This window comes from Candidatus Methylomirabilota bacterium (genome assembly GCA_036005065.1).
Lineage (GTDB): Bacteria > Methylomirabilota > Methylomirabilia > Rokubacteriales > DASRDR01 > DASYQW01.
The window spans coordinates 1-20,899 of record DASYQW010000298.1 but is presented as its reverse complement, the minus strand read 5'-3'; the positions used below and the strand labels follow the sequence as shown (position 1 = coordinate 20,899).

Here is a 20,899-nt window from a genome sequence, read left to right as displayed (position 1 = left end):
TGGCAACGGGCGGTCGATCAGAACCTGATGAGCGTCATCCGGATGGTGCGGGCGGCCGTGCCGCACATGCGGGCCGCCGGCGGGGGCAGCATCCTCAACATCACGGCGTTGTCCGCCATCCAGCCGATGGCGGCGTTCGGGCTCTCGGTCGCGACGTGGGCCGGGGTCATCGGCCTCGCCAAGACGCTCTCCCTGGAGCTGGCCCGGGACCGGATCACCATCAACACCATCTGCCCGGGGCTCATCGACACGCCGCGCCTCGGCACGGTCTTCGTGAAACGGGCCGAGCAGGAGGGCCGGGATCCCGGCAGCGTCCTGGAGGAGTTGAGGCAGAGCGTGCCGGTCGGCCGGCTGGGCACGCCGGACGACATCGCGGCCGTGGTGGCCCTGCTGGTATCGCCCCTCGGCTCGTTCATCACGGGCGCTACGCTCCAGGTCGACGGCGGCGCGCGACAGAGTCTCCTCTGACGCGTTCACGATCGCCTGGCTTGACGCCCGGCCGCCGAGCCGGGCACCATGGAGACCGTCGAGACCATCCGGGTGAGGGAGACAGGATGCCCAAGTTCGTGATCGAGCCGCACTTCCGGCTGCAGGAATGGGTCGCCGAGGAGAAGGGCTACTTCGAGGACGAAGGCCTGGAGTACGTCTTCCGGGAGCTGGTCCAGTCGACCGACGGCAAGATCCACGACCGGGGCGACCGGGTCGGTGCGTACCAGTCGCTCGAACGGGGCCGCGCCTCGGACGTGAGCTGCGCCTGCCACTGGACGGTCGGCGTGGCGGCGTCGGCCGGGCACGGCAAGCTCTACCGCGACGTCTACTCGGTGGCGCCGTCGGGCATCTTCGTGCCGGCCGACTCCCCGGTCCGGACGCCCGAGGATCTCGCCGGCGTGCCGATCGCGGTCGGCTACCAGTCCGGGAGCCATTACTCGACCATCCAGGCCCTCGAACAGTACATGGAAGCCGACCGGATCACGCTGTCGTTCAAGGACGGCATGCTGTTCAAGCGCATGGAGCTGTTGATCGACGGCCAGGTGCCGGCGGCGGCCTTGTTCAGCGGGCCCTATTACTTCGCGGAGCAGCTCGGGTTCCGGAAGATCATCGACACCACCTTCATGATCGCCACCATGATCCAGGGCAATCCGGATCCCGAGGATCTGCGCAAGTTCTTCCGCGCCTTGAGGCGAGCGCAGCGCGACATCGACGTGCGGCCCGACCTCCATACACACCACTACCAGAGGGAATTCCCGGTGCGCTATCACGCCATGATGGACACGCGCCGCTGGGGTCCGGGCGAGCGCATCGTGTTCGAGCCCTATACCAAGGAAGTCTTCGAGGAGACCTTCCGGTGGATCGCCGCTCACGGCATCTTTGCCGAGAGCGGGATGGGCTCGTGTCAGTACGAGGAGTCGATCCTGAAATCGACCTAGCCCACATTATTCATGAAACCACTGAAGCGGGCGGGTCCTGTCGCGGCGAACAGCCCACCGGCGTCCTCGCGGCGAAGCGTGGTGATGAATGCGGCCGTCCGGAGCTTGGCGCGCGGGACGCCCTCGGTGGTGTAAGTCGCCGCTGCGGGCGCGGTGGGCGCCCGTTCGCCGCGCCACCCGCCCGCTTCCCCGCAGGCACTCGTGAATAATCCCGGCTAGCCCGGGGTCATCCGCAAGCCGACCAGGCGATCGAGCGTCGCCCGATCCTCGAGCAAGTCCCTCGATGGCCCGCGGTGGGCGACGTGGCCGCGCTCCAGCACCAGGACCCTGTCGGTCATCGACAGGGCGATCTCCGCGTGCTGTTCGACCAGGATCAAGGCGGTTCCCTCGTCGGCGGTCAGGCGCCTGATTGCGCGGATCAGCTCTTCGGCGATGAGCGGCGCCAGCCCCTCCAGCGGCTCGTCCAGCAGGAGCAGCGCCGGATTGGTCATCAGCGCCCGGGCGATGGCCAGCATCTGCTGTTCACCGCCCGACAAGTGGCCGGCGTCGTGGTGGCGCCGGTCGGCCAGGGGCGGGAAGAGCCGGTAGACTGCCGCCAGGTCCCAGCGCCCGCGACGGGCGGCGACCGTCAGGTTCTCCTGGACGCTCAGCGAGGCGAAGACCTCGCGCTCCTGCGCCACCCAGCCGAGTCCCTGGCGCGCGCGGCGGTGGGGGGGCAGCGAGGTGATGTCGGCGCCCCGCCACCCGATCGTGCCGCGGCCGACGTCGGTGTAGCCCATGATGGTGAGCAACAGCGTGGACTTGCCGACGCCGTTGCGGCCGAGCACCGCCAGGCGGCCCTCGGCCGGTACTTCGAACGAGATGTCGTCGAGCACGACCGCATCGCCGTACCCGGCCCGCACGCTCCGGAACGCGAGCAGAGGTTCAGCCATGACGCGCTCCCCCGAGATAGACCTCCCGCACTTGCGGATCGGCGCCGATCTCGGAAGGCGTGCCCTCCACGAGAATCCGGCCGCCGACCATGACGATGATCCGGCTCGCGAACCGGAACACCACGTTCATGTCGTGCTCGATGAACAGCACGGTCAGGTCCGGCGACAGGCCCTCGATGGCGGCGAACAGCTGGGCGCTCTCCTCGCGGGGCACGCCGGCGGCCGGCTCGTCCAGTAGCAGGACCGTCGGCTTCGTCGCCAGCGCGAGCGCGATCTCGAGGAGGCGCTGCTGTCCGTAGGCGAGCCGGCGGGTCGTCTGATAGCACACGGCGCCCAGCGTCAGCGACCGGAGAATGTCGTAGGCCTCGTCCACCTCCTCCCGATAGCCGGCCAGGCTCCGCCACCACGCCCCGGCGACGCCGCGCCGCTCGCAGACGGCCAGCGTGACACACTCGAGGGCGTTGAGCCGGGGGAAGAGGGTATTGATCTGAAACGTCCGCGCGAGGCCCCGCTTGACGCGCTGCGGTGGCTCGAGCCGGGTGACGTCCTCTTCGCCGAGAAGTATCTGACCGGCATCGGGCTGCAGCATTCCGGTCATCAGATTGATGAGCGTCGTCTTGCCGGCGCCGTTGGGCCCGATCAGGGCGTACCGCGCCCCGGCCGGGAGGGAGAGATCGATGCCCTGGGCCACCACCAGGGACCCGAAGCGCTTGTCGAGCCCGCGCGTCGACAAGGCCGGTGCGCTCACGACTCGTCCCGCCGGGACGCCAGCCCGCCGAGAATGCCGTTGGGCAGGAACATCACGACCGAGACGAGCAGGGCGCCGATCCAGAAGTACCAGTACTGCGGATTGATGCCCGAGAACTGATCGCGGGCCACCATGAAGATGATCGCGCCGATCAGGCCGCCGTAGAGCCGGCCGGTGCCGCCGAGGATCAGGATGACCAGCACCTCCGCCGATCGCTGAAAATCCAGTGTCCCCAGCGACACGGTCTCGGTGGTCTGGGCGAGCAGGGCGCCGGCGATGCCCGCGATGACGGCGGAAATGGTATAGGCCGTGCGGAGGTGCGAACGGCTCGGGGCCCCGATGGCCGGCATCCGGATCGGGTTCTCCCGGATCCCGCGCAGCGACAGACCGAACGGCGAGTGGATCAGCCGCCGCGTCACCAGAAAGATCGAGAACAGGACGACCAGCGAGTACCCATAGGCGGTGTAGCCGTAGAGATCGAACTTGAAGTGGCCGAGGAGCGGCCACATGCGCACGCCCTGGAGTCCATCGGCGCCGCCGGTCAGCCAGTGCGCGCGGTTGGCGGCCTCGTGGAGCAGCAGACCCAGGCCGAGCGTGATCATGATGAGCGCCAGGTGCCGGGTGCGGGCGATGACGAAACTGGTGGCATATCCGACCAGGCCCGCGACCGCCGGCGCGACCACGAGCCCGGAAAGCGGCTCGCCCCAGCCGGACTTGGACAGGAGGCCGGCCGCGTAGGCGCCCAGCCCGAAGAATGCGGCATGGCCCAGCGACACGATCCCCGCGTAACCGAGGATGAGGTCGAGCGACACGGCGAACAGCGCGGTGATGGCGATCTGGCTCGCCAGCTGGAGATGCGACGGGACCAGGAGGAACGGGAGCAGGGTGGCCAGCCAGAAGGCGACCTCGCTTCGCCGCCATCGGCGCTGGGCCGCCAGATGGCGACGCGGATCGGCGGCCGCCTGGACGGCGCTCGTCATCGGGCGCCTATCGTCTCCCGAGCAGGCCGGCCGGGCGCCACATCAACAGGGCGACCATGACGAGGTAGATGAGGAAGGCGCCGAGCTCGGGAACGTAGTACTTGCCGGCGACGTCGCTGACGCCGAGGAGGAGGGCGGCGGCCAGCGACCCGCCGATGGAGCCGAGTCCTCCCACCGAAACCACGATCAAGACGTACACCAGGTAGGTGAACGCGAATGCCGGGTCGAGACCGACCATCTCGATGGCCAGCGCCCCGCCGAGGCCGGCCAGCCCGCTCCCCAGCGCAAAGGTGACGGCGAACGCGCCGTCGACGTCGATCCCGAGGCCGCGGGCCATGCGTTGATTGTCGACCGCGGCGCGCACCTGGACGCCGAAGCGCGTGTATTCGAGGGCCGCGACGAGGATGCCGGTGATCAGCAGTCCCACGCCGATCAGGAACAACCGGTAAACGCCGAACGTGACGCCCATGAACGTCACCGAGCCGCGCAGGTACGGCGGCGTGTGAATCGGCTGCTGGACCGTCCCATAGACATAGGCCGCCACCGCGACCGAGATGAAGACGACGCCGATCGTCAGCAGACACTGGTCGAGGGCACTCCCGCGGTACAGGCGGCGGTACAGGGTGCGCTCGAGCACGACGCTCGCCATCACCGCCGCCAGGAACGCCGCCGGCAGCGCGGCCAGAAACGGCCACCCGAATCGCTGCGTCAGCGTGACGGTGACGTAGCCTCCGAGCATGGCGAAGCTGCAGTGGGCCAGATTGACGAAATTCATCATGCCCAGCGTCACCGACAGCCCCACCGATAGCAGGAACAGCAGCATCCCGTACGCGAATCCGTCGAACAGGACGCCGAGGATGGGGACGAGCATGGCAGGGCCGCCCGCCGGCAGCCGACCGTCAGGGGAGGCGGCCGGTCACTTCTTCAGGCGGGCCTTGACCGGGTCCTTGACGTTCTCGACCTTGTCGAACTCGACGTTGCGCAGCTGGCCGCCGACCTTCTCCACCCGCCGGATGTAGACGGTCTGGACGATGTCGCGGGTCTCGGGATCGATGGAGACCGGGCCCCGGGGACTCTCCCACGTCATCCCCTTGGCCGCCGCGACCAGGGAGTCCGCGTCGGTCTTGCCGCCGGTCTTCTTGAGCGCCTCGTAGATGAGGTGCATGCCGTCATAGCCGCCGATGCTGTAGATGTTCGGATTCCGCCCGCTGGCGTCGTGGTAGGCCCTGACGAACTCGCGGTTCAGCGGGGAGTCGTGGTTGTAGTCGTAATGGTAGACGGTGATGATGCCGAGCCCGGCGTCGCCCATGCTTTTCAGGGCTTCTTCCTCGGTCAGCTCGCCCTGTCCCAGAATCCGGGTCTTCCTGGGGTCGATGCCGCGCTCGGCCAGCGCCTTGCCGATCGCGGCCGGCTGTACCCCGCCGGGGACCCAGATGTAGATCGCTTCCGGGTTCAGGTCCCGGGCGCGCTGGACGAAGGCCGAGAAGTCGGGATTCGCCACCGGGAACCGCACCGACCCGACGATCTCGCCGCCCGCTTCCTTGAACGCGCGATGGAACGCGCCCTCGGCGTCGTGGGCCGGGCCGAAGTCGGACACCATCGAATAGATCTTCCGGACCCCGGTCTTGTAGGCCCAGGACCCGAACGATTCGTTCAACTGGGGCGTGGTGACCGAGGTGCGCACGATGTACGGCGACTTGGTCGTGATGACCGACGTCGCGGCATTCATGACCACCATGAGCTTCTTGCCCTCGGCCGAGACATCGCCGGCGGCCAGCGCATTGGGCGTGAGCACGAAGCCGGCGAGGATGTCCACGTTGTCGCGCACGATCAGCTCTTGCGCGAGGCGCTTGGCCACGTCGGGGGCGACCCCGCCGGTATCCCGGCGGATGAGCTCGATCTTCTTGCCGCCGACGGCGTCGCCCTTCTGTTTGACGTAGAGCTTGATGGCGTTGTCCATCTGGGTGGCGGTATCGGCGAACTGGCCGGAATACGGCATGATCAGCCCGATCTTGATCGTCTGCTGCGCATTCGTCGGCGAGCTGGCGAGCAGCGCGGCGGCGAGGCTGCCAAGTGCGATCAGGTTCGTTCGCATCGATACCTCCCTGGGCATTCAGTCGGGAAGATGCGGGAGAGTCGACGACCCGGGGAGACCGTCCCTCCCCGGACCCTTCCGAGCAGAATAGATCAGCTCGCGGCCTCGCGCCAGTGCGATCCGCAGGCCGTTGACAATCTCGAGAGCCGGCCCGTATAGTCGTCGAATCACGGAGGATGTCGGTGATCTGCCGCCCGGTCGTTGCCTGGAGATGGTGGAACACGACCTAACATCCGCGACCGGCCGAGAGCGGACTCTCGCCGTTCACGGCCGGCGCGTCCAGCTCTTCGGTCGGGAGCATGCCTCACGCCATGGCGAGCTCGGCGTGCTGAAGCAGCGACTGCCCCTCGAGCAGCACTACACCGCCGAGTTCACGCCGGTGAAGATCTGAATCAGTGGCCCCTCACCGGCTGGTTCTCCACACCTGGACCCTGGACACGACGCCCCTGGCCGACGTCCTGGGCGTGGCCCGGCGCGTCGGCTGGGACGCCGTTGAGCTGCGCCGGCTGGACTTCGCCCGCGCCGCCGAGGCCGGCCGCCCGGCCGAGGCGGTCCTCGACCTGGTCCGGGCCAGCGGGCTGCCGGTCGCGTGCGTGGGCGTCGAGTACGGCTGGATGTACGCCGAGGGGTCCGAGCGCCGGCGGCTGCTCGAGGCCTTCGCCGAGTCGTGCCGCTGGGCGGCGGCGCTCGGGTCCCCCCGGGTCATGAGCCCGGTCGACCGCGGGGCCGGCGACCTGCGGCGGGCGGCGGCCAGTGTCCGCGAGGCCGGAGACCTGGCGGCGGCCCACGGGGTCGTCCTGGCCCTCGAGTTCAACTCGCAGGCCGAGCAGTTCAACACCCTCGACCGGCTGCGCGAGCTGCTCGCGCTCGCCGGGCACCGGGACTGCCGGCTCCTCCTCGACACCTACCACCTCCACCGGAGCGGGGGCGGACCGAGCTCCGTGGCCGGGCTGACCGCCGAGGAGATCGGCTACGTCCAGTACAGCGACGTGCGGGCGAGCGCCGCCGAGCCCGGGAAGACGGCGGACCGCCTGCCGCCGGGCCACGGCGACGTCCCGTTCCGGGAGATCTTCGCGCGCCTGGCGGCTCTAGGGTATGCGGGCGACCTGAGCTACGAAGCCCCCAATCCGGCCGCCTGGTCGCGCGATCCCGAGGCCGTCGCCCGCGAGGCCCTCGACGCGACGCGGGCCTGCCTCCCCGAGGCGTGAGCGCCCGCACGATGTGCTACATGCGGCGATGGGAGACGGGCCGGGTGGGGGTCCGGGAGCTCCGGCAGAGCCTGAGCGTGTACCTGCGGAGGGTGGCCCAAGGGGAGATCTTCCAGGTCACCGATCGGGGCCACGCGGTGGCCATCCTGGCGCCACTGCCGGCCGGGGCCTCCCCGCTCGAGCGACTGGTCGCCGCCGGGCGGGCCACGGCTCCCCGCGGTGACCTCCGGGAGCTCGGAGCGCCTCGCGGCGGTCGAGCCTCGCGACGGACGAGCCGGGCCCTCCGTGAGGTGCGAGCCGAGCGGCTGTGACCGGGTCGCTCGTCTAATCGGGCGGGGGTGGAACAGACCCGGAGAATATCGGAAGCCGCGCGACCAGGGCCGCCAGTAGCACGAAGATCAGCAGCACCCAATCCTTCAAGAAGGTCAGATCGAAGATCCCCAGAACGAGGAATGCGGCCAGCGCGCTCGCCACACCCGCCGCGACGCATTTCGCCTCTGCCGGCATCGAGTCCACGAAGACCCGGACCAGACCGCGGGTGATGGCCAAGCCCAGCGCGCCACAGCCCACGGCGCCGACGATCCCCCGCTCGGCGAGGATCTCCAGGTAAAGGTTGTGCGCCCACGGGATGAACGCCACCTCGGGTGCGTAGCCGGCGGGGAGCCGGATGCGGCTCAGGTACGGCAGGTAGAACTCCTCGTACGTGTGGATCCCCTTACCGAACAGGGGGGATTCGGTGAACATGCGCCACGCCACGAGCCAGTACCCGACGCGCGGGTCATTCGGCGCATCGAAGATCAGGTGCATCCGGTCGGCGATGTGGCCGAGTCCGAGCGCGAGAGCCGCGGCGAAGAGGGCCGCGGCCAGCGCTGCCGCACCGAGCGCGAGCCGGTGGTGGCTCCGGAAGGCCCCGAGGGTGCCGAACGCCACGGCGAGCCCCAGCCAGGCGTTGCGGCTCCCGCTCAGCAGCGTCGTGGCCAGAGCGACGGGAAGTCCAAGGAGCGTGAGCGCGGTCGCCCAGGGCCACGGGACGAAGACGACGACGGTCAGCGCCAGCGGGAGCAGGATCGGGATCAAGGCCATGTCGTTCGGGTTGGGGAGGCTCCCGGCAATCCGGCCACCAGGGCCGCCGAATCGCAGGTTTCCGCCCAGCAGACTCGCCCCGGTCCAGAACTGGTAGGCACCGTCCAATCCGAGCAGCAACACGACGACGGAAGCAACGACGAGCAGACGGCGGTACGCCGAGGGTTGGATCAGGACATCCTGGATCGCCAGAAACAGGAGGGCTGCGATCGGCGCATAGGCGGCACGACTCAGGCTCGCTTCGGGAAAGGCGGAGAAAAGAACTGAGATGCCCGTGGTCGACATGAAGAGGGCGAACGGCACCAACAGCCCGAAGGGCGGCACTGACGGCGATGGGCGGCCGCGGGGAAGCCGGGCGAGCACCATCCCCCACACGATGAGGAGCAGGGGAAGCTCTCGGGTCCATCCGGGCAGCGCCCGGCCCATCGGGATCGTGAGAAGGTAAACGAGAAGCCCACACTCCGCGATGGTCCGGGCCCGGCTCCGGAGCCCGCCCGACGGCCACATCGACACGCGTGCTCGAGAGCGGGCGAGACCGGCTCCGCCTCAGACGCGACCGGCCATGACCGTTGGACGAGGCACCGGTGTCGGTTCGCGCGAACGCGGTCGCCGTTCGTCAGTTGCCGGCGGAGCCGGGGCCGCGACGGCCCGCGCGGCGCGGGTCAGGCCTCGACGGGATGCTCCGGGTGCCGCTCCGCCGCCCGAAAGCACTCCCGGTCAGAAGTTGAGGGACGGCCAGGCCGACGACCAGAACCAGGGACACGGCGGCAGCGACCGGGCGAACCGGCCCGAACAGCGAGGTCGCGTAGTAGGAGCCGCCGAACGTGGCGGTCACCGTCGTGTCGGCCAGCAGCGTCACGGTGCACGCCCCGGCTCCACTACAGCCCCCACCGCTGAAGCCCCCGAAGACGGAGCCGGACTCGGGGAAGGCGGTCAGGGTCACCCGGGCTCCCGCATCGAACCGCGCCGAGCAGGTCGCCCCGCAGTCGATCCCGGGCGGCGCGCTGGTCACTCGCCCGCGCCCCGTCCCCGCCTTGGTGACCGTCAGCTGAAACTGTCCTGAGGGGGTCCCGGCGATCTTGACGATGCGGGTGTCCCACCGGCAGACGCCGCCAATGGACGTCGCCCGCTCCGAGACCATCCAGAAGCTCGAGAGGTCCACCGGGTCCGTCTGGCCGCCGGGATACTCGCCGGGCTTGAAGCTGACTGTCCTGTCGGGTAGGTCGCCCGGGTAGGCGCAGGTGCCCGCAGGGGTGACGCTCAGGAGGGGCGACGGAAACGCCGGGGCGGCGAAGCTCTTGACAAGCACCTGCGAGCGGAGGAAGCCGCCCGTGAGGGCGCTGCTGACGTGGAAGACGACCGCAGACGTCCCGGCGCGGTTGACGGCGACCCCCGGCTTGTAGAGGAAGGCGCCGGGGAGCCCGATGACGGTCTGCTGGTTCAGGCTGGCGCCGCCCGGAGTGGCCTGGAACCGGACCCACTGGATGCATGCCCGCGTGCCACACTTGGTCGCGTGGACCGCCTCGAAGAATGACCCGAATCCGGCCGCCTGGGCGACCCGGGGGTCGCCGGTGTCGAGCTTGACCGTGGTGCCGGGCTGAGGCGCGTTGTCCGGGAAATCGTACGTGAGGCGGCCGACCACGATGAAGGGGCCTTGAAGCACGACGGGCGCCAGGTTCACGAGCCGCCATACCAGGTACGCCCGGTTCACGTCGTTCGTCGTGTTCACGAGGTACACGGGGTTGGCCGCACCGGGGATCGAGGGCGGCCCGGAGTAGTGCTGGACCGGCTGGACGGAGCGGATCCTGTTGCTTCCCGCCGTGGGCGACGGCTGGAAGACGGCCACCGGCGGCAGCCGGGGGCACGCGATGCTGTTGTTGGCGAGGGCGAGCTTGTTCATCACCCGGATCACGGCGAAGGTGAAGATGCTCAGGTTGGTGAAGCGGTGCTGGTTCGTCGTGATGACGAGCTTGTCCGCCCCCATTCCCAGGCTCAAGAAATCGGGATGGCTGGCGTTCGGGGTGCCGACGTTTCGCCTGGCATCGAGGGTATAGCGGCACCAGTCGCCCGTCAGGTTCGAGGGGTCGAAGTGCCGCGAGACCGCGATCCAGATGGTCGAGGTCACCCGCCTCACATTCGTCTGCACCGCGATGACGTAGCAGCGCCGCAGCGCGGCGGGGGCGTTCACGTCGCAGTAGACTTTGGGAAAGTCGAGGTCGCCGACGGCGTCCGAGGTCCCGAAGAAGGCGGCCAGGCTCCTCTGGGCGAACAGGCCACCCGCGGCGCTCCGGAGCTGGATCGCCGTGTTCGCGGCGTGGATGCTCCGGGCGATCGCCTTGCCGATCTGCGCGCTCGCCTGGAAGCCGAATTCCGCGCTCACCTCGTTGAGGCCGGCGAAGGCGAGGACGATGCTCGGGGCCTGGGGCGGGACGGCGTCGTCGGCGTCTGCTGCCGAGACCGGGGCCGGAACCCCGGTGGCCATCACGACGAGTCCCAGGAGAAGAACCAGCATCGCCGGTCCGCCACGCGCTCTGGACCACTGCATCATGCACTCCTGCCGATCGGGCGAGGATCGAATGTAGGCCGATCGGGCGGTCAGGGCCATCCTCCGTCCGCGGGAGAAGATGAGTGTCCTCGGCCACCAGGTCTGGTGATTCGGGTCGACGTCCGCGGGGTTGGGGGCTCACGGCGCCCCGGAGGGCGGTTCAACGGGACTGCCCTATAGGCCAGCCCCGCCACCGCGCCACACATTCTCCTGATACCGCTCCCGGCCAACGACCCTGCGGGATCTCTCGAACCGCCACGCGGTCCGGAATACCAATTGCCGTATCCTAGAAATTCCACTTCCACTTTGGCGTGTCAAGGGGGAATTGGACTCGGCTGCCCGTGAGGTAGTGTCCCAGTTGTGGCGGAAAATGTAGGAGGGCGATGCCGGAACGCCGGATCGGGAGGCGACCCGGCACGGATGACGCCGATCCGCGGGACCTTCGCTGGCTATTGCGCTTCCGCGGCGAGCGGTGCAGCGATGAAGGCGAGGATGCCCTCGATGAACACTCCCCCTCGCATCACTCAATGACCTGGTCCGCCCGCGCCAGCACCGACGGGGATCGTGAGGCCGAGCGCCTTGGCGGTCTTGAGGCTGATCACGAGCTCGAACTTCGTCGGCCGCTCGACCGGCCGCGCGCCCTTGAGGATACGGTCGATCTGATCGAGAAGGAGGTTCCGACCCGCGACATCGCCCGGATCACCGAGTGCCTTGCGATGAGGGTGAGACTGACCATACGCGCTCAATGATACAGTGCGCCATCGATTCTCGCGCGACACGCGATGCGGATGAGGACATAGTCACCGATCACGATTTCCAGACGGTCAAGATGCAGTCCGGGCCCTCGGTTTGATCGCCAAGAGCCAGAAGCCTAGGGCCTGGACCCCACCAAGGCGCCTGCTTGACGACCGGGGCGCGGCCGGGCTACCGGCTCGAGGCCGGCGGGACGGGCGCCGGGGGAATCAGGATCTCCCCGCGCTCGCAGATGAGCCGGCCGCCCACCTCCACGGTGGCGGCCATCAGGCAGCCGTCCACGTGCCAGCGGGCCCGGACGTTTCCCCGGAACGCGATGTCCGTCCCGAAGCCGACGTGGGCCACGCCGTAGACCGCTTCCTCCTCGACGATCTTCCCTGACAGGCGCGCGCGGCGGTTCGCCCCCAGGCCGAACTCGCAGACGTTGAACACGTTCGGGTCCCGGAAGCCATCGGCCAGACGCTTCCAGGCCATGGCGGCCGCGCCCCCCTGGACGTCGACGACCAGGCCCTCCCGGATCGTCAGCGCCACGGGCTCGGCCAGCGAGCCGGGGAGCGGCGCCAGGGCCGTGTCGAACACGAGAGCGCCCGAGGCCGAGCCGGGTGTCACGCCCGCGTTGACGAGTCCCGGCACGTAGAACTGCATCGTCCCCGGCTGGTGGCAGCGTCCGGTCATGGCGATGATGTCGAGATCGCCGACGGTCAGAGCGAGATCGGTGCCGCGCGATGACGTGAGACGCACGCGCCGGCCCGCGCGAAAGGCCTCGCCGATGGCGGCGGCCAGGCCCCCGGCCTCGTTCAGCTCCTGGACCGACCTCGGGGCGAGCCGATAGAGCAGGTCGTCGTCACGGCCCGTGGTCGCGGCGCCCCCGAAGAGCAGCGCCCGCGACCCGGCGGCCAGGGCCTCCCGCATCGCCTCGGTCTCGGTGAGCTGGATCGAGGCCAGCGTGAAGAGGACGCTGGCGCGGCGCATGGCGGTGGCGACGACCGCGGGCGGCTCGTCGACCTCGCTGGCCCGCGGCGTGAACACCATCAGGGTGGGCTTCCCTCCCCGGGCCTCGACCGCCGCCAGGAGCGCCTGGACGAAGGCGGCGGCCCCCCGGTACTCCCGCGCGCGGGTGTCGGTCAGGATGAGGGCCTCTTCGCCCGGCTGCAGCGCGACACAGTGCTCCACGGCCAGGGTCGCCCAGCTCATCAGCTCCACGAAGGCCGTATCCACGGTGCCGCGATCAGGGGCCGGCCGGCGGCCGGCGGTCGCCGGCCCCGGGCCGACCCGCGGCCCCGTGGGTCGCCGGGACTCGCCGGTCCTCGGCGAGCCGGTAGCTCGACCGGATGACCGCGCCGCCCTTCATGACCAGCCTGACGTCGTGGAGGGTCCCGATGTCGGCGAGGGGATCGCCGGGGACCACGATGAGATCGGCCAGCTTGCCTGGCTCGATCGTCCCCAGCGAGCGACCCGCGCCACAGACGCGGGCGGTGTTCGCGGTGGCCGCCAGCAGGGCCTGCATGGGGCTGAGGCCGTTCTCGATCATGAGCCGGAGCTCGGTGACGAGCGCCGGCCGACCCTCGAAGGTCTCGATGCCGACCGCGAGCGGCTGGCGAGGCAGGTTGTCCACGCCCGCGATGATCGGGAGGCCCGCCCGCACCGCCTTCCGGAACGCGGCGTGATGCTGGGCGCCCGCCTCCCTGGCGTTCCCGATGAGCCACTCGGGGTAGCAGCCCGCGTCCCGCATGGAGCCCTCGTTCCAGGCCGCGGTGACGGTGAGCTGGGGGGAATACACCGTGCCGTGCTTCGCCATGGCGGCGATGCCCTCGTCGCCCAGCACGAACCCGTGCTCGATGACGTCGGCCCCGGCCTCGGCGCCCATCACGACCGCCTCGTCCCCGATCGCGTGGACACAGGCGGGCTTCCGCCAGCGGTGCGCTTCCTCGACCGCGGCCCGCAGCTCGGCCGTGGTGCAGATGGGGTGGGCGACGGTCTCCCCGCGGTGCGGGATGCCGGACGAGGCGAAGAGCTTGATGTGGTCGACGCCGGCCCAGAGGAGCGCGCGCGCCCGGCGGCGGAACTCGGCATCGCCGGCCACCTGCCGGCTCCACAGGGCGTCGCCGGCGACGAACAGGCGCGGGCCGACCAGGAAGCCGCGCTCGATGGCCGCCCTGAGGTGGAGGTCGGCATTGAACCGGTCGGACATGGTGCGCAGGGAGGTGATCCCCGCCATCAGGTTGTCGGTCGCCTTGCGGACACACCGGTACGCGTACTCGCTCTCGGACTCGTGCTCCCCGAACCGCTCGTACCAGGGCGGCACGACGCCGCCCAGGTGGATGTGGGCGTCCCACAGCCCCGGCAGCAGGGTGGCGCCGTCGAGCTCGAGGACCCGGTGATCATGACCCGCCCGGCTGAGGACTTCCCGGCGCGGCGCGACCTCGACGATGCGCTCGCCCTCGACCAGCACGGCGGCGTCCGGAAGCGGCGGTCCGCCCGTACAGTCGATCACCGCGCAATCGACGAACACCCAGCCCACGGTGCAGATCCTCCCTCGGCGTCGTGCCCGGCCGCGTCCGGCCTCGGGGCCGGCGTCGCGGACACCGCAGCGTGCTCGTGGCGTCGGCCGGGAGGAGTATAGCCCAAACGACGGAAGCGAGGCGCCGGCCGGTCCGCGGAGCGGCGCGGGACGCGCCCTTGACAGGCGGCCGATGCCGCGGCCTAGAATTCGACGCGATTCCGTGCCGGAGGGGAGAGACGCGTGTTCGGCTTCGTGGTGCGCCGGGCCGGTCAGGCCGTCGTCGTGCTCTTCCTGGTGAGCGTGGTGGCGTTCGCGCTGGTCTTCCTGTCGGGAGATCCGGTGGCCATGATGCTGCCGACCCATGCCAGCGAGGCGGACCGGATCGAGCTCCGGCGGGAGCTGGGCCTGGAGCGCCCGATCGTGGTCCAGTACGCGAGCTTCGTGGCCCACGCCGCCCGGGGAGACGTCGGGCAATCGGTCCGGTTCAACCAGCCGGTGATGGGGCTCATCATCGGGAAGCTGCCGGCCACCCTGCTCCTGGCGACCACGGCCATCGCCCTGGCGGTGGCGATCGGGATCCCGCTGGGGCTGCTCTCCGGCACCCGGCCGCATTCGGTGCTCGACGTGACGGGCACGGCCGTCTGCCTGCTGACCGTCTCGCTGCCCAGCTTCTGGATCGGCCTCATGCTGATCCTGCTCGTCGGCGATTACCTGCGCTGGCTGCCGATCGCCGGGAGCGGGGGGATGCGGCATCTGGTCCTTCCCGCCCTGACGCTGGGGGCGCACAGCACGGGGCTCATCACGCGACTGACCCGGGCCAGCGTGCGGGAGGAGCTGGGCCAGAACTACGTCGTCACCGCGCGCGCCAAGGGGCTGAGCGCCCCCACCATCAACTACAAGCATGTGCTCCGGAACGCCCTGATCCCGACCACCACCGTGGTCGCCCTGCAGTTCGGGGCGCTGCTCGGCGGCTCGGTGATCGTGGAGAGCGTGTTCTCGTGGCCGGGGGTGGGCTGGCTCCTGATGCAGGGCGTGTTCGCCCGCGACCTCCCGCTGGTGCGCGCGGTGGTGCTGGTCCTGGGCGGCGCCTTCATCGGGCTGAACCTGCTGGTCGACATCTCGTACCGCTATCTCGATCCTCGCATCCGATACTGAGCGGCCGTGACGGCGTCGATGGGCGAGGCGGCCGTGGTGCGATCCCGACGGCGCCCGGCCATTTCCCGGTCGAGCCGGGTGGGGCTGATCATGACACTGGCGGTGGTCACTGCGGCCCTCCTGGCGCCACAACTCTCGCCTCACACCCCCGACGACCAGGACCTCGGGCGCGCGCTGCTGCCGCCGTTCTGGATGGCCGGCGCCGATCCCGCCTACCCGCTGGGCACGGACTACCTCGGCCGCGACCTCTTGAGCCGGCTCATCTACGCCGGCCGGACGTCGCTGCTGGTGGGGATCACGGCCGTGATCGTGGCCGGCCTGGCCGGGATCACCCTCGGCCTGGTCGCGGGGTTCCTCGGCGGCGGCGTCGACGCGGCGATCATGCGCCTGGTGGACATGCAGCTGGCCTTCCCCCCCATCGTCCTGGCCATCGCCATCCTGACCACCGCCGGCACCGGCCTGGCGACCATCGTCGCCGTCCTGGGGGCGATCGGCTGGGTGCAGTACGCGCGGGTGGCCCGGGGGCAGACGCTCTCCCTGCGGGAGCGGGAGTTCGTCCTGGCCGCGCGCATGCTGGGGGCCGGCGCGCCGCGGATCCTGTGGCGGCACATCCTGCCGAACGCGCTCGGGCCGATCCTCACCATCGCCGCCCTCAACGTCTCGTCGATGATCCTGGCCGAGGCCTCGCTGAGCTTTCTCGGCGTCGGGGTGCGCCCGCCGACGCCGGCCTGGGGGAGCATGCTCAGCGAGGGCCGGGACGTCTTCCGCATCGCCTGGTGGAACGCGGTGTTCCCGGGAGTCGCCATCGCCTGGACCGTGTTCGGCATCAACCTGCTCGGCGAGGCGTGGCACACCGCCGGCGCCGGGTGGGGGCGGTCGACCTGACGCGCGGAAAATCGCCCCTTGGCGGCGGCGTCAGGGCGGCGATAATTGGGGCCGGCGCCTGTCTGGACCAAGCGGGCGCCACGGCTTGTCCGGCTGCGCGGGTTGCTGTTCCGCTCCGAGCGCGGGCTTCGCCCGCGCCACTCGCTCTTGGGGGAGGTTTGGGAGGGGGCCGTCGAGGCCCCCTCGCACGATCTGGCATGAGGCGCGTCGAGGGAAAGGTCGCCATCGTCACCGGGGCCGGATCCGGCATCGGCCGCGCCGCCGCGCGCCTGCTCGCCCGGGAGGGGGCCTCGGTGGTCGTGGCCGACATCGATCCCGAGACGGGCCAGGACACGGTGCGACTCATCCGCGAGGACGGCCATCCGGCCGTGTTCGTCCGCACGGACGTCGCCCGGGCGGAAGACGTCCGGCACATGACCGAGACGGCGGTGGAGCACTTCGGGCGACTGGACGTCTTGCACAACAATGCCTACTGGGCCAAGCTGGAGACCCCGGTCGTCGAGACGGAGGAGGGCGACTGGGACCGGACGCTCGCCGTCACGCTCAAGGGCGTGTTCCTCGGTTGCAAATATGCCATCCCGGTGATGATCCGCGGCGGCGGGGGCTCGATCATCAACACGGCGTCGACCTCGGGCCTGGTGGCCTCGCTGCGATTCGCCGCCTACATCGCCGCCAAGGGGGGCGTGGTCCAGCTGACGAAGTCGGTCGCCCTCGACTATGGACGGCAGGGCATCCGCTCGAACTGCATCTGTCCGGGCCTGATCGATACCCCGGCCAGCGCCCCGGCGCTGGCCGACCCGGTCCGTCGCGAGTGGCACCTGAACCAGCTCCTGGTCGGGCGCATCGGCACGCCGGAGGACGTCGCCTGGGCCGTGGTCTACCTGGCCAGCGACGAGTCCGCGTTCATGACCGGGCATGCGCTGGTGATCGACGGCGGGCGGCTGGTGTCTTAGCTCGGAGGGGGTGTCGGAACACCCCCTCCGGCGTACGGAGGAGGCATCCATGGAGAGGGAAGGGCGTGAGCCGCGCGTGAACCGGCCGGGCCTGCCGCGGCGGGAGTTCCTGCGGCGGGCCGGACTCGCGGGGATGGGCGTCGCCGGCGGATGGGCCTGGGCCCCCGGCTCGGCGATGGCCAAGGCGACCGGGACCCTGACGATCGCGCAGGGGGCCGACGTCACCAGCCTCGACCCGCACCAGACCCAGGGCACGGCCGGCCGCGGCGTGATGCGCAGCTTCCTCGAGAGTCTCCTGATTCGCGATCAGGACCTCAAGGTCCAGCCCTGGCTGGCCAAATCGTACGCCATGATCAACCCGCGGACCTGGGAGTTCAAGCTCCGGGACGACGCCGTGTTCCACAACGGCGAGAAGTTCACCGCCGAGGCCGTCAAGTTCTCGATCGAGCGCTTCGTGGATCCCAAGACGCGGAACATCTATGCCGCCAACCTGAAGCCGGTCGAGCGGGTGGAGGTCGTGGACCCCTACACGGTGCGGCTTCACACGGCGCTTCCATACCCCAGCCTCATCGCCAATCTCACCGACTTCCTCCTGATCGCCTCGCCCAAGGCGATGCGGGAAACGGGGGAGGAGTTCGCCCGGAAGCCGATCGGGACGGGTCCGTACCGGTTCGTCGAGTGGGTCGCCGGGGAGCGGCTCGTCGTCCAGGCGGTCGACCGGCACTGGACGGGCGGGCCGTGGGTGGAGCGGATCGTCTGGCGCACCATCACGGAGCCGGCCGCGCGGGTGACGGCCCTCCGCACCGGAGACGCCGACCTCATCGCCAACGTCCCACCGGCTCAGGTCTCGGCGGTCTCGGGCGGCGGCATGCAGGTGGCGCGCACGGCGGGCCTCGGGATCATGCTCCTGATCCTGAATGCGTCGAAGGGGCCGCTGGCCGACAAGCGGGTCCGCCAGGCCATCAACTACGCCGTCAACAAGGAGAAGATCATCACGGGTCTCTACGGCGGCGCCGCTCGCCCGCTCAACGGGCCCTTCGCGACCGCCAACGAAGGGTTCGATCCGGCCGCGCCGCCGCCCTATCCCTACAACCCGGACCGGGCCAAGCAGCTCCTGGCCGAGGCCGGGCACGCCAAGGGCTTCAAGTTCACCCTCATCACGCCGAACGGCCGCTATCTGAACGATCGGCAGGTGGCCGAGGCGGCCGCGGGCGATCTGCGGCGGATCGGCGTCGAGATGGAGGTGAGCCCGCTCGAGTGGGGCGCCGTCATCAAGGAGCTGCAGGAGAAGCGCGCGGACGGATTCCTGCTCATGCAGAACAACACCGACACCTACCAGATCCTCTCGACCTGCTTCAGCTCGAAGATCAAGGGGATCCCGTGGCTCCATTACGCCAACCCCCGGGTGGACAGCTTGCTCGACCAGGTGGCCCAGGAGATGAACGAGAAGGAACGGATCGCGCTCTACAAGGAGCTGGGGAAGCAGATCGTCGACGACGCGCCCTGGATCTTCCTGCACCAGCAGGACGACGTGTACGGCGTTCGTGACCGCGTCGTGAACTGGAAGCCCAAGGGGGACCAGATCATCTACGTCTTCGGCGCCGGGGTCAAGAGCTGAGGAGCGGTCCCTGGCGGCGATCGTCTACCGGCGCTACTCCCGGTCCGAGCTGGACGCGCAGTTCACGCTCGACGGTGTGACCGACCTCGAGGGGGTGATGGCGCGGCGCCGGCAGGCCGCGGCGGCCGCCCGGGCCGCGCTCCCGGGCCGGCTCGGGGTGCCGTATGCCGATACCCCGGGGGCCACGCTGGACATCTTCCCCGCGGCCAATGGGGCCGATCCGGCGCCCGTGCACGTCTTCATCCACGGCGGCTTCTGGCGGTCCCTCGACGCGGCGACCTTCAGCTTCGTGGCGGCCGGGTTCGCGCCGTTCGGCGCGGCGACGGTCGTGCTCGACTATCCGCTGATTCCCGAGGTGCGGCTCGGGACGATCGTGGCCCGGTGCCAGGCCGCCGTCGGCTGGGTCTTCCGGCACGCGGCCGAGTTCGGCGGGGACGCCGACCGCCTGTTCGTCTCCGGAAACTCGGCCGGGGGGCACCTGGTCGCCCTCCTGATGGACCGGGCGTGGCCGCCCGGTCAGGGCCTCCCCGCCGACGTGCTCAAGGGCGGCTGCGCCATCAGCGGCGTCTTCGACCTGGAGCCCGTCTTCCTGAGCGCTCAGAACGACTCGCTCGGTCTGACCCGCGAGGAGGTGGCAGCCCTGAGCCCGATCCACCGGGTCCCGGAGGCCGCCGGGCCGCTGATCGTGGCCGTGGGCGGCGCCGAGACCCGGGAGTTCCTCGATCAGACCGCCGAGTATGCCGCCGCCTGCCGCGCCGCCGGCCTCGCCGCCGACGTGTTCGTCATGCCCGGCGCCAACCACCTCACCGTCGTCCTCGACGGCCTGGCCGATCCGAAGGCCGAGCTGAACCGGCAGGTGCGCCGCCAGATGGGCCTCCGCCCCGACTGACGCGTCGAGGGATCGGAGGCACCCACCCGAGGAGTGGCCGCCGATGTGACGGCGGGCGTCGACCGCAGCGCTCAGGTTCCTCTACCGGAAGGCGAGCCGGGCCGACAACCGGTAAGGCTTGTATTGCCGCAACCGCCGCGCTACCCTCCGGCTCGGCAGTTAAGCCGAGGAGGACGTGCTCATGAGCGAAGGCCCTTTCCTGAACATCAAGGCGCCGAAGGAGCTGCTGGAACGTCTCGACGACTACCGCTTCGCCACGCGGAAGCCATCTCGGGCGGCCGCCGCGCGGGAGCTGCTCGATCGGGCCCTCAAGGCGTTCTTCGAGGCCTCCCGCGCCGAACGGATCCGTCCCGGTGACCCCGACTATACGCTCGTGCGTAACCGCCGCCGGCAGCCGGCCGACGCGTTCCCGATCCGGGAGATCGAGGTGCGCCTGGCCCGGCTCAAGAGGGCGCGTGCGGGTTGAGGCTCCGGATCCGGCGGAGGGCGAAGAAGGAGCTCCTGGACATCGACGATGACGCCACCTTCTTCACCGTCGTGCGCGCGATCCTCGAGTTCGAGGCGAACCCCCGACCCCGCGGCTATGACAAGGTCGAAGGCCAGCCGGAGGTCTACCGGATCTGGGTCGGCCGGGACTGGAGGGTGCTCTACTCGATCGCTGCGGACCGCGAGGAGGTCATCATCGAGGCCGTGAGGAAGAAGGACGAGAAGACCTATCGCCGGTAGCGGAACGGTGGGGGGCCGGTGATGCCGGGCGCCAACCACCTCACCGTCGTCCTCGACGGCTTGGCCGATCCGAAAGCCGAGCTGAACCGGCTGGTGCGGCGCCAGATGGGCCTCCGCCTCGACTGAGCCGTCGAGGGATCGGAGGAACCCCCCGGGGCGGTCGGGCTCGTGGGCGGCTTCGTCGCGCGGAGGGACTCTGATTCACCGCACCATCGCGCCGTAGACGAGATTCTTGTAGAGCATTCGCGTGTGGATCCGGGGCGGTGGCCCGATTGCTGTGGAAAAAGGAATGGCGCATTCTTCCGGCTGTTGGGAGTTGGCTAACCCAAAGCCGGCCGCCCGCCAAGGCGGCCTCCGGAGGAATGCGCCATGGACGAGCTTATCAGGAACGGGGGGCGG

Annotated in this window: 21 protein-coding genes and 1 pseudogene; 12 read left to right on the top strand and 10 right to left on the bottom strand. The window is 70.1% G+C overall.

From position 1 onward, the window contains the following. Both VGW35_20485 and VGW35_20480 read left to right on the top strand, forming a co-directional pair. On the top strand, positions 1-468 hold a 468-nt coding region (locus VGW35_20485; protein HEV8310048.1), incomplete at its 5' end, for an SDR family oxidoreductase. A gap of 86 nt (positions 469-554) precedes the next feature. Continuing rightward, positions 555-1,427, top strand: a complete 873-nt coding sequence (locus VGW35_20480) for an ABC transporter substrate-binding protein (GenBank protein HEV8310047.1) — start codon at positions 555-557, stop codon at positions 1,425-1,427. Between the two features lie 215 nt (positions 1,428-1,642). Here VGW35_20480 and VGW35_20475 read toward each other — a convergent pair whose 3' ends face one another. The 5 genes from VGW35_20475 to VGW35_20455 are packed head-to-tail and all read right to left on the bottom strand — an operon-like array spanning position 1,643 to position 6,182. Beyond that, positions 1,643-2,359 carry an ABC transporter ATP-binding protein gene (locus VGW35_20475; protein ID HEV8310046.1) on the bottom strand — a complete coding sequence of 239 codons (717 nt, stop codon included), beginning with the start codon at positions 2,357-2,359 and terminating at the stop codon, positions 1,643-1,645. Beyond that, a complete protein-coding gene (locus tag VGW35_20470; protein HEV8310045.1) occupies positions 2,352-3,107 on the bottom strand; it encodes an ABC transporter ATP-binding protein in 756 nt (251 codons plus the stop codon). The genes VGW35_20475 and VGW35_20470 overlap by 8 nt, the downstream gene beginning before the upstream one ends. After that, positions 3,104-4,087, bottom strand: a complete 984-nt coding sequence (locus VGW35_20465; protein ID HEV8310044.1) for a branched-chain amino acid ABC transporter permease — start codon at positions 4,085-4,087, stop codon at positions 3,104-3,106. The genes VGW35_20470 and VGW35_20465 overlap by 4 nt, the downstream gene beginning before the upstream one ends. Positions 4,088-4,094: 7 nt before the next feature. After that, positions 4,095-4,958 carry a branched-chain amino acid ABC transporter permease gene (locus VGW35_20460; GenBank protein HEV8310043.1) on the bottom strand — a complete coding sequence of 288 codons (864 nt, stop codon included), beginning with the start codon at positions 4,956-4,958 and terminating at the stop codon, positions 4,095-4,097. Between the two features lie 45 nt (positions 4,959-5,003). Further along, complete coding sequence (locus VGW35_20455; protein HEV8310042.1) at positions 5,004-6,182, bottom strand: ABC transporter substrate-binding protein; 1,179 nt, start codon at positions 6,180-6,182, stop codon at positions 5,004-5,006. Between the two features lie 211 nt (positions 6,183-6,393). Between VGW35_20455 and VGW35_20450 the strand changes: the two genes are divergently transcribed. Genes VGW35_20450 through VGW35_20440 form a run of 3 tightly spaced genes read left to right on the top strand, consistent with a single transcriptional unit; the run spans position 6,394 to position 7,701 of the window. Further along, entirely contained in the window at positions 6,394-6,573 is a 180-nt protein-coding gene (locus VGW35_20450; protein ID HEV8310041.1) for a hypothetical protein, read from the top strand. Positions 6,574-6,577: 4 nt separating this feature from the next. After that, positions 6,578-7,390, top strand: a complete 813-nt coding sequence (locus VGW35_20445) for a sugar phosphate isomerase/epimerase family protein (protein HEV8310040.1) — start codon at positions 6,578-6,580, stop codon at positions 7,388-7,390. A 20-nt stretch (positions 7,391-7,410) separates the two neighbouring features. Beyond that, positions 7,411-7,701, top strand: a complete 291-nt coding sequence (locus tag VGW35_20440) for a prevent-host-death family protein (GenBank protein HEV8310039.1) — start codon at positions 7,411-7,413, stop codon at positions 7,699-7,701. A gap of 13 nt (positions 7,702-7,714) precedes the next feature. On the opposite strand, the gene VGW35_20435 is transcribed toward VGW35_20440, so the two are convergent. From VGW35_20435 to VGW35_20415, 5 genes and pseudogenes are all read right to left on the bottom strand, one after another. Further along, complete coding sequence (locus tag VGW35_20435; GenBank protein HEV8310038.1) at positions 7,715-8,980, bottom strand: O-antigen ligase family protein; 1,266 nt, start codon at positions 8,978-8,980, stop codon at positions 7,715-7,717. Between the two features lie 109 nt (positions 8,981-9,089). Beyond that, positions 9,090-10,985: a hypothetical protein gene (locus tag VGW35_20430; protein ID HEV8310037.1), complete on the bottom strand. Its 1,896-nt coding sequence runs from the start codon at positions 10,983-10,985 to the stop codon at positions 9,090-9,092. 553 nt (positions 10,986-11,538) lie between these two features. Next, positions 11,539-11,677: pseudogene (locus VGW35_20425) on the bottom strand (ABC transporter substrate-binding protein). A gap of 265 nt (positions 11,678-11,942) precedes the next feature. Beyond that, positions 11,943-12,989, bottom strand: a complete 1,047-nt coding sequence (locus VGW35_20420; GenBank protein HEV8310036.1) for a hypothetical protein — start codon at positions 12,987-12,989, stop codon at positions 11,943-11,945. A 10-nt stretch (positions 12,990-12,999) separates the two neighbouring features. Beyond that, positions 13,000-14,292 carry an amidohydrolase family protein gene (locus VGW35_20415; protein ID HEV8310035.1) on the bottom strand — a complete coding sequence of 431 codons (1,293 nt, stop codon included), beginning with the start codon at positions 14,290-14,292 and terminating at the stop codon, positions 13,000-13,002. Between the two features lie 222 nt (positions 14,293-14,514). Here VGW35_20415 and VGW35_20410 point away from each other — a divergent pair, with 222 nt between their 5' ends. From VGW35_20410 to VGW35_20380, 7 genes are all read left to right on the top strand, one after another. Then, a complete protein-coding gene (locus VGW35_20410) occupies positions 14,515-15,429 on the top strand; it encodes an ABC transporter permease (GenBank protein HEV8310034.1) in 915 nt (304 codons plus the stop codon). A gap of 36 nt (positions 15,430-15,465) precedes the next feature. Then, positions 15,466-16,314 (top strand): ABC transporter permease, encoded by an 849-nt coding sequence (locus tag VGW35_20405; protein ID HEV8310033.1) that lies wholly within the window; start codon positions 15,466-15,468, stop codon positions 16,312-16,314. A 197-nt stretch (positions 16,315-16,511) separates the two neighbouring features. Then, positions 16,512-17,267, top strand: coding sequence for a glucose 1-dehydrogenase (locus VGW35_20400; GenBank protein HEV8310032.1), 756 nt, complete (start codon positions 16,512-16,514; stop codon positions 17,265-17,267). 49 nt (positions 17,268-17,316) lie between these two features. Continuing rightward, positions 17,317-18,885, top strand: a complete 1,569-nt coding sequence (locus VGW35_20395; protein HEV8310031.1) for an ABC transporter substrate-binding protein — start codon at positions 17,317-17,319, stop codon at positions 18,883-18,885. 76 nt (positions 18,886-18,961) lie between these two features. After that, positions 18,962-19,774 (top strand): alpha/beta hydrolase, encoded by an 813-nt coding sequence (locus VGW35_20390; GenBank protein HEV8310030.1) that lies wholly within the window; start codon positions 18,962-18,964, stop codon positions 19,772-19,774. 181 nt (positions 19,775-19,955) lie between these two features. Then, the gene (locus tag VGW35_20385) at positions 19,956-20,240 is read left to right on the top strand and encodes a hypothetical protein (protein ID HEV8310029.1); all 285 of its coding nucleotides are present in this window, start codon (positions 19,956-19,958) and stop codon (positions 20,238-20,240) included. Then, positions 20,237-20,500 (top strand): type II toxin-antitoxin system RelE/ParE family toxin, encoded by a 264-nt coding sequence (locus tag VGW35_20380; protein ID HEV8310028.1) that lies wholly within the window; start codon positions 20,237-20,239, stop codon positions 20,498-20,500. The genes VGW35_20385 and VGW35_20380 overlap by 4 nt, the downstream gene beginning before the upstream one ends. The last annotated feature ends 399 nt before the right edge of the window (positions 20,501-20,899 follow it).